The following is a 7896-nucleotide window of genomic DNA, read 5'->3' on the forward strand; positions in this document are numbered from 1 at the left end:
CGGCATCGTCGCCGACCTGATGGGCATGCACGCCGCCGTCTGGGCGGCCGCCGCCGTCAGCGGCGCCTGCGCCCTCGCCGTCGCCGCCCGCATGTACGAAACCCACCCCAAACCCATCCGCACCAGCACGCAGCGTGCGCCGAAGCGTTGATCGCCTCACCCGGAAAATGCGCCTCGGGTCAGCCCCCGAGTGCCGTCCGCGCTAGTTCGGCTGTGCCGGTGATGCTTCCAGACGCTGCTGGAGGGTAGCCAGATTGCTCGGCATCTCCTTACGGGCCTGTGGGCGCGGCCGCGGCTGGGACCACGCCCGTGTGGAGGACCTGGAGGACGGGGAAGACTGGCGGCTGCGCGGGCGGGGCAACGTTCGGCGGATCGGCGGGGCGAAGTGGGTTCGGGAACTGGCGGCGCTGCGCATGCTCTACGAATGGGCCGCTGCCCGGGGGCATGTGGCGGCCATTCCGGTGCGGTTGCGGGCGGTGCGCACGCGCGACGGGGCGCCGGTGCAGGTTGCGGAGTTGGCACCCACGGATGCGCGTTCGTCGAACGTGAAGTGGTTGATCCCCAGGGCTTTCCGGCTGTGTCGGGACGTCGGTTTGCGCGGGTACGGCGCGGACGGCCACCCGGATGGCTCGGGGCGGGGCCGCAACGACGGGCGGGACGCGGCGTTCGCGGAGGTGTTGTTCGCCAGCGGGTTGCGGCGTCGTGAGGCCGGCACGCTGCTCACGGTGGAGCTGCGGACACGTCAACTCCCGATCACGGTTCGAACGGCCGATTCCGGCCGTCTCTTGGCGGCGTAGTAGGTGCTCGGCGCGATCGCGGCATCGGTATCTTTCAATGTGTCGCAGATCGGCTGGACGCCGTGTTCACCTTTGAACTGGTCGATGAACTCGACCTTCACCTGTGGTGGCGGTCCATTGACGCGAAGAAGGCCGAAGCCTGCGTGAGGGTCGAGTTCGCTCGGCGTAGCACTGTGACTTCGCGTTCGAGTTCGGCGAGTCGGGATGCATCGTCACTCGTGGTCCCCGGACGCAGGCCCTCGTCGATCTCGGCGCGTTTGACCCACGTCCGCATCGGGGTGAACCCCGAGTTGGTCAGCGACGCGCTTGTAGGCGCCGGCCAGTGGTCTCGGGGTCTTTGCGAGCGTCGATAGCCATCCGGGTGGCGCGTTCGCGCAGCTCGTCGCGGTACTTCCGTGTGCGACCATGTGGATCATCCTCCCGGGTCTTGGATGTCTCCATCAAACAGGGCGGAGCACTTTTGTGTCCGGTCCGCATGCTGGGCGGGAGTCACAGGGTAATGGTGGTGGTGGCGTCCACCGCGTACTCGGGTTGGTTCGACATCGCCTTCATGGTGAGGTTGAACGTGTAGATTCCCGTTGCCGGCTCGTCGATCACGAAGACCAGCCACTGATGGTCGACCGGGCTGGTATCGCTGATCGAACTAGTGGCCCAGGGGCTGCGGGAGTCGGCTTTTACGGACTTGCCGTTCGGGGAGGTGAGGGTGAAATTGGCGATAGTGACGCCGTAGCCGAACCGGGCGCATTCTTCGGTGCAGGTCAGGGACACTTCGGTCCACAGCTCGTACTTGTTCTGTTCTCCGGCCTGGTAGCTCGGCCAGAGGAACGCCTTGCTCAGCTCGATCCGAACTTTGTCGCTGAATGTTTGTCCCACCGGAATGCCCCGCGGCTTCAGGCTTTCGACATCTGCGTCGGCGGCGAAGGGGAGCCGGGTCGTGTTGCTGTCCGGCTCGCCGTAGACCAGCACCAACGAGTCCAGGATCTCCTCGAGGTCGGCGGATTCGTCCGTGCTCGTCAGCGAAGCCGTCGCGGTTCCCGTTCCTTTCCCGAATCCCGCTATGTTCGGGTTGTCAAAGGTGGCCTCCACCACCTCTCCCCCGTCCACCTCGAGGTAGCCCGTGTCGGGCGCGGTGTTCTTCACGCCGACCAGGTTTTCGTAGGACAGCGCGAGGTCCACCGTCGTCCCACCGCCCTCGGGTGTCGCCGTCACGTCGTCGACGGTGATCTTGAACCCGCCGTACCAGCCCGTTTTGTCGACTGCGCGCTCGACGGCATGACCGGATGCGGCGTCCGTCGTCGCTGCCCTGGTCACGCCGACGCTCTTGGTCGTCGTGGGTGCCTCCGGGCTCGTGGTGGCGGAGGGGCTGTCCAGCACGGCCGTACCCGCATCCTCGCGCCCGCATCCAGTCACCGCCAGAATGCCTACTGCGATCGCAGATGCAATCTTCCATGACAGTGTCACGATCTTTCCTTTCCGAGAGGGAGGTGCCGGCGGAACAGTTGCCAACCGGCATCTATCGACTTGCTGACTTGTGGGGAATCCCCCGTAAGGTCCTGGAAATCCTGAAATGTGTTGCCTCAAACGAGATCCGTTTCGACGGGCTGCGACCGGCGACCGTCGAATCGACACACAAGAAGCATCACCCGATAGATATGGGTGCCGTCACTCGAGCCGAAGGCATCGTTTCCACAGCCGTCAGGGATTCCGCGCCGATCAACGCGTATAACCCTCGCCCGAACAGGAACGGGGTCTTCGAAAGTCTGGTGGAACAGGTCCAGCTCGGCGCGGTCACTGTCACATACGGGCAATCGAATTCCCTGTTGATATCGCCGAGACGGCAGCCCGGAACCAACTACGGTGGGGCATGTGCCTGCTGAGCCCGCCGGTATCCTGAGCGATCCCGTTGCCGGTCCCGCGCCGAGACGCGCACTCCACCCAACAGTCTGGAAACCGATCGCGTACCGGGTACAGCGCCTTCGCGCCACCGGTTTCGGAGACGCCGCGAGAAAAGGACGGAGCGAGTCCCATTGATGCGCTGCCGGTGCGGGGGTGAGAGCTCGGCACCGAGGTAATGCTCTCCCGGGCACCACGGCCGGGCGGCTCCTCCGGCGATGCCTTTACCCGCTCCCTCCCGCTGCGGCACCCTCCCCCACAGACAAAACGCCCAATTCATGTCAGTCCCACCGCCGCCGTGGACGTGGTGATGCGGACGAGGACCAGATGGTTGCTGCTGCGAGGCCTGCCAGGATCCGCCGTGCCACCTGCGGGAATTGTTCCCGGACCGGATCAGGCTCGCAGCTGAGCAACCTCCAGTTCCAGCTCGACGAGCCGGCGGTGCAGCGCCTGGATACTGGCCATGCACACACCGTTGGCGTCGACCATGTTGATCCGGCGGTCCGTGGAGCCGAGCCCGAAGGCGGCCGCGAAATCCTGGGCCATCGGGCCCATGTGCCGAACCGAGTGGTGGTCGAACCCGTAGGTCCAGATGCTCACCGGCAGTGCGACGACGCGTTCGAGCACCTCGTTGACGCCGACCGGTTCGGGCCGGGTACTGCTCACCCCGCGTCGCCGGGTCAGTGCGGAATACAGCCACATCACCGGGTGCCGGGAACGGCCGGCCAAGCGGGCACTCAGACGCCCCCTGCCGGTGTCGATCCACCGGCCGGGGGCCTCTGGAAGCGCTGCGACGCTGGGTTCCCGATGTGATTGGCCCTGTGTGCGCTGAGCACGTGCGTTGTTGTCCATGATGTCGGAGACCTGAGTCACAGCCTGCTCACACTCAATCAGTGAGCGGCGTGACGTCGTGCTTGATGGTTGCGTCGCTGGGAATGCCCAGCAGCCAGAAGATGTACGAGACGATCCATGGCATGATGATTCTCCTTGATAGTTGTTCCGCTAACCCCTGATTGGGGATCCGGGTTCGGTTGGACACCTATAACTTTGAGGCACCACCGCACCGAAATCCATCATCATCAGGGGGGAAAACACTCACCCTTCGGTGAGCACCGATCTTCTCGACGGTATGATTTCCGGTCGATCACTCGATCAGTCTCGTAGACAACGTATTCCCGTCGACCACAACGTCGGAAGGGGGTGATTGCACGTCTTCGACGTCATGCTTGGCATCCGCAGGACCAACCGGAGGGTGCTTCCGCGATATGCGTCTCCGGTGTCACAGAGCCAGGTGGCTCGCGGGCGTGGACGTCGTCCGGCGCCGCTTGCTGCCGGACTTCGGTGAGCAGGAACGCCACACTTCGTGCACCGCCACCTCGTCGTCGGTCAGCGGGCGGCCGGGTTCGATCGCCGACCGTACCGGTGCGGACGCACCGCTCGCCGTCGGTGCGCGCGGGTGTGGGACCACGACGCCGTAAGTCCGCACCGATGCCGCTGCCGCCTCGATTACCTCCGGAAGTACCGCACTGCAACCGGGCCGACGCCCCGACACGTTATTGCCGACCGCTTCACCGTCTGGGCCACGTTCACTGGGCAGGCGACCGCCGGCCCGACCGGCACCTATCCGACCGCGATCTCCCCACCCGCAGAGCCGCCAACAGGCTCGAATCGCCGCGGTTCGCGAACAATGTGACAGCGCCTGAGAAGTGCATTTTCGCTCGCAATTCTCCTACGCGGTTACACATTTCATCGTCTGTACCGGCTCGGTTGCGCCAGCATGGCACGGTACCCGCAGCAGAGCGCCAGACGAACCGTGACGGCGACAGCGTCTCCACCTCGCGCAACGCGCCGTAGACATCGGACGGGGTGGCGCCGCCGACGTTCGCTCTCCCCGACCAGCTGCTCTGCGGTTGAGCAGCACCACTCACCTATCTGTTCGTCGGGCGGCCCGCCGATAGCGGCGCCGGCGGCCCACACGCGACGCGCCGATAGCTGCGGCAAGCCCCGCTGCCGCCGCGAGCGACACCGTCACCACCAACGTGGTGACGGTGGGCTGGCGACCCAGCAGAACCCAGACGGCGCCGACGACGGAGACAGCCAGGGCGGCCGCGCTCACCGGCACACCGATCGTTCCGGAGATGCGGCGTCGACCGCGCCGCAGCGACCGCAGGAAGGACTCCAGGTAGGCAATCGAAAACAGGAACACGGCGGCGACGCCGACGGCGACCGCGGTCGTCGTGGCAGGCTGCGTGGTATCGACCGGGAACCGCCAGGTGTCGGTGACCTGACCGGCTTGCATCAGCGAGAGCTCACCGGTGAACTCGCCGGCCGCAACGTATCCTCCGCCGAGCGGGGGCAAGGTCGCCACCGCGCCGTCAGGGGCCGGAAGAAGCGGCGCGCTCTGCGTCTTCACCTCCCGATCCAGCACACCGAGCGTCACGAATGCAGTGTCCGCGGGCACGGGCCCGGCTATGGCCACCGTCAACGGCTCGGTCAGATCGACGACGGGTTCTGCCACCGCCGGATCGATTCCCGCGATGCTCACCCTTCCCGGTGGCGGTGTCTGACCGTCGACCGGTGCGCCCAGGCCGAGGAGGGCAACGCCGATCGCGGCGACGGCGAGGCCGGCAGCGATGAGCAGCGGTACCCGCGCCGGCGGGATCTCCACCACCGTCCGCACCGGCACCAGGTCGGTGTCGGACACGTCGGCGAGACGCACTCCCGCGGTGTGCACGGTGATCGACGGACGAACGACGGGTGGCGGGGGTTCGGTGGCGCGAGGCTCTCCGGACTCGGTGCGCGGCGGTCGTTGCGTCGCCGTCGGTTCGGTCGTCGGTGGTGGTGTTGCGAACGGTTCCGACTCTTGGGCCGACGATTTCGCCAGTGGTCGTGTCACCGGCAGGGAGGGATGCTCCCCCTGCCCTCCCTCGGTGAGCGTGGGCGACGGCGCAATTCCGATGCCCGCCGCCGTGACGATGGTGTCGGCGCCCATCACCGGTATTCCCTCCGCGGCCAGCCACCCCGGGCCCCATCGGCCGGTGGAGGCCCCGGCCAGCGCGATCCCGAAGTCCTCTGCCGTGGGATACCGATCGGCCGGATCGGTGGCGAGCCCCCGCATCACCACCTCGGCGATCGGGTCCGGAACCATCGGCGCAACATCGAGCAGCTGTATCGGCGAGTCGAATGCGTGCTGGAACAACTGCGCCATCGCATCCCCCGCCTCCGGGAACGGCAGCGCGCCGGCCAGGAGCTCGTAGAGCATCGTCGACAGCGCATAGACGTCGGTCGCCGGTGAGAGTTCTCGGCCGCGGGCCTGCTCGGGTGCAATGTAGGACGGTGTGCCGAGAACATCGCCGGCGCGCGTCGCCAGCGTCTCGTCGCCCCCGACCACCTTGGCGATACCGAAATCCGTCACCTTGACCGCCCCCGACGCGGCGAACATCAGGTTCTCGGGCTTCACATCACGGTGCAGAATCCCCCGATCGTGCGCGGCCTTGAGGCCCGCGGCGCAGGCGAGCGCGACGGCGACCGCGGAATGCGCATTGAAGCCGACACGGGTGAACGTGCTCCACACCGTTCCGCCGGGGAGCAGCTCCATGACCAGCAGACAGAGGCCGTCGTGCTCGACAAAGTCATAGACAGGGACCACATGCGGGTGGTCGAGAGAGGCCAGCAACCTGCCCTCGGCGGTAAACCGACGGCGAACATTGGGATCGGCGGCGAACGAGGGTGGTAGCTGTTTGATCGCAACCGGACGCCCGAGCGCCCGATGTTTGCCGGACAGCACCACACCCCATCCGCCCCGGCCGAGTTCCCCGCCGATCTCGTAGGCGGGAAGCGACTCACTGACCAAGTCGGTGTCGGTGCTCATCAGAGTGCCTCAGCGCTCGTCGTGGTCGGTGAGGGTTCGCCGGGTGACCGGAACTGTCCGCTGGGTGGCGGGTGGCTGCGCCGACTGCGAGTCGTCTCTCACGTCATCGGGCAGATACTCCTCGTCCAGGATGTCCTCGTCGTCGTCCTCGTCGTCCTCCGCGGGTGTCGGTGTGAGGTAGCCCAGGATGAAGAACCCGACCGCGAATGCCGCAGCAACCGTGATCCACCGTTCCGTGGTCGGCACCCAGACCCGCGCGACCGACAGGGTGAAGACGAGCACCAATCCGAGTCCGATGCCCGGCGTCAACAGGCGCAGCCCGCGCCGCCACCGGTTCAGCGGTAGCCGTCCCCTCCCGATCGCGAGCGCGACATCGACGATCGCCAACACGGTCAAAATCGCCAAGGCCAGGCCGAACAGGCCGTAGACAGATACAACGGAGCCTCGCACATCGGTGACCGTCGGCAGATCCGCGATGGTCGCGCCGCTGTCGTCGATCACGGCCACATTGCCGTTGATCAGGCCGGTGGCCTGACCGTCCAACCCCGTCAGGTCGAGCACATAGGTGACGGTCTCCGTCGCCCCGGTCTCCACCGTAAGCGCCACCGAGGTGTGATACGCGAAGAAACTCAGTCCGAGGACATTCCCGGAGAGGTGTATCGCACCGACGTTGAGGGGATCGGTCGAGTCGTTGGTGATCGTGACGCTCACGTCCGCAGAACCCTGCGGGTCGAGACGAACGGGGTGTTCTTGATCGGCTGTCGCGATGTCCTGACCGTTGATCGTCGCGGACATCAGCACAGGTTGCGCCGCGGCCGCGGGTGCTGCGGAAAGTCCCAGGGAGCCGAGCACCACGGCCAGCATCGCAATCCATCGGAGTCTCATCTGTCCTCCTCGGTTGTGGAGGGTACGGGCAGCAGACGCCGCCGGTAGATCAGCAGACCCATCAGCAGAAAGAACACGATGATCACCAGTGTCGAGGTGGACCCACTGGCCTGGCTCACGAGTACCACGTCGAACGCCGCAGTGAGTACTGGTCCGCAGTCGGCCTCCACCTGGTAGCGACCGACGCTGGCCGGCCCCGCCGCGAGCGGGGCCTCAAACGCCCCGGCACCGTCCGCCACGACCTGCCCCGCCGATTCACCGCCCACCGACATCCCGACAAGCGACCCGGACGGGCAACCCTGGCCCATCGCCGTCAACTCGCCACCCGGCTCGACAACCGGGCTGCTGAGCTGCAGTCCCTGCTCAGGCTCCTCCACCGGGGCGGATGGAGGAGCGTCACCGTTCGCCGGGAGCGGCAGCGACGCCGGCGGCGCCGGGAGCAACGGCGGG

The 7896-nt window shown here is 66.6% G+C and carries 6 protein-coding genes and 2 pseudogenes; 2 read left to right on the top strand and 6 right to left on the bottom strand.

The window, feature by feature from the left end; translation table 11 throughout:
- Both MLGJGCBP_RS24900 and MLGJGCBP_RS24905 read left to right on the top strand, forming a co-directional pair.
- Positions 1-151: pseudogene (locus MLGJGCBP_RS24900) on the top strand (MFS transporter); the annotation flags it as partial.
- 160 nt (positions 152-311) lie between these two features.
- Positions 312-797 (top strand): hypothetical protein, encoded by a 486-nt coding sequence (locus MLGJGCBP_RS24905; protein WP_007297330.1) that lies wholly within the window; start codon positions 312-314, stop codon positions 795-797.
- Positions 798-1286: 489 nt separating this feature from the next.
- Here MLGJGCBP_RS24905 and MLGJGCBP_RS24910 read toward each other — a convergent pair whose 3' ends face one another.
- The 6 genes and pseudogenes from MLGJGCBP_RS24910 to MLGJGCBP_RS24935 all read right to left on the bottom strand — a co-directional run.
- Positions 1287-2258 carry a hypothetical protein gene (locus MLGJGCBP_RS24910; RefSeq protein ID WP_236581346.1) on the bottom strand — a complete coding sequence of 324 codons (972 nt, stop codon included), beginning with the start codon at positions 2256-2258 and terminating at the stop codon, positions 1287-1289.
- Between the two features lie 825 nt (positions 2259-3083).
- Positions 3084-3542 (bottom strand): tail fiber domain-containing protein, encoded by a 459-nt coding sequence (locus MLGJGCBP_RS24915; RefSeq protein ID WP_236581347.1) that lies wholly within the window; start codon positions 3540-3542, stop codon positions 3084-3086.
- 427 nt (positions 3543-3969) lie between these two features.
- Positions 3970-4158 carry a hypothetical protein gene (locus tag MLGJGCBP_RS24920; RefSeq protein WP_160098815.1) on the bottom strand — a complete coding sequence of 63 codons (189 nt, stop codon included), beginning with the start codon at positions 4156-4158 and terminating at the stop codon, positions 3970-3972.
- Positions 4159-4614: 456 nt separating this feature from the next.
- Positions 4615-6561, bottom strand: a complete 1947-nt coding sequence (locus tag MLGJGCBP_RS24925) for a serine/threonine-protein kinase (RefSeq protein WP_007297334.1) — start codon at positions 6559-6561, stop codon at positions 4615-4617.
- Between the two features lie 9 nt (positions 6562-6570).
- Positions 6571-7446, bottom strand: a complete 876-nt coding sequence (locus tag MLGJGCBP_RS24930; RefSeq protein WP_236581350.1) for a hypothetical protein — start codon at positions 7444-7446, stop codon at positions 6571-6573.
- A pseudogene (locus MLGJGCBP_RS24935) lies at positions 7443-7896 on the bottom strand (hypothetical protein); the annotation flags it as partial. The gene MLGJGCBP_RS24930 and the pseudogene MLGJGCBP_RS24935, both read right to left, overlap by 4 nt.

Origin of the sequence: Rhodococcus sp. T7 (assembly GCF_009872365.1) — a bacterium.
Lineage (GTDB): Bacteria > Actinomycetota > Actinomycetes > Mycobacteriales > Mycobacteriaceae > Rhodococcus_F.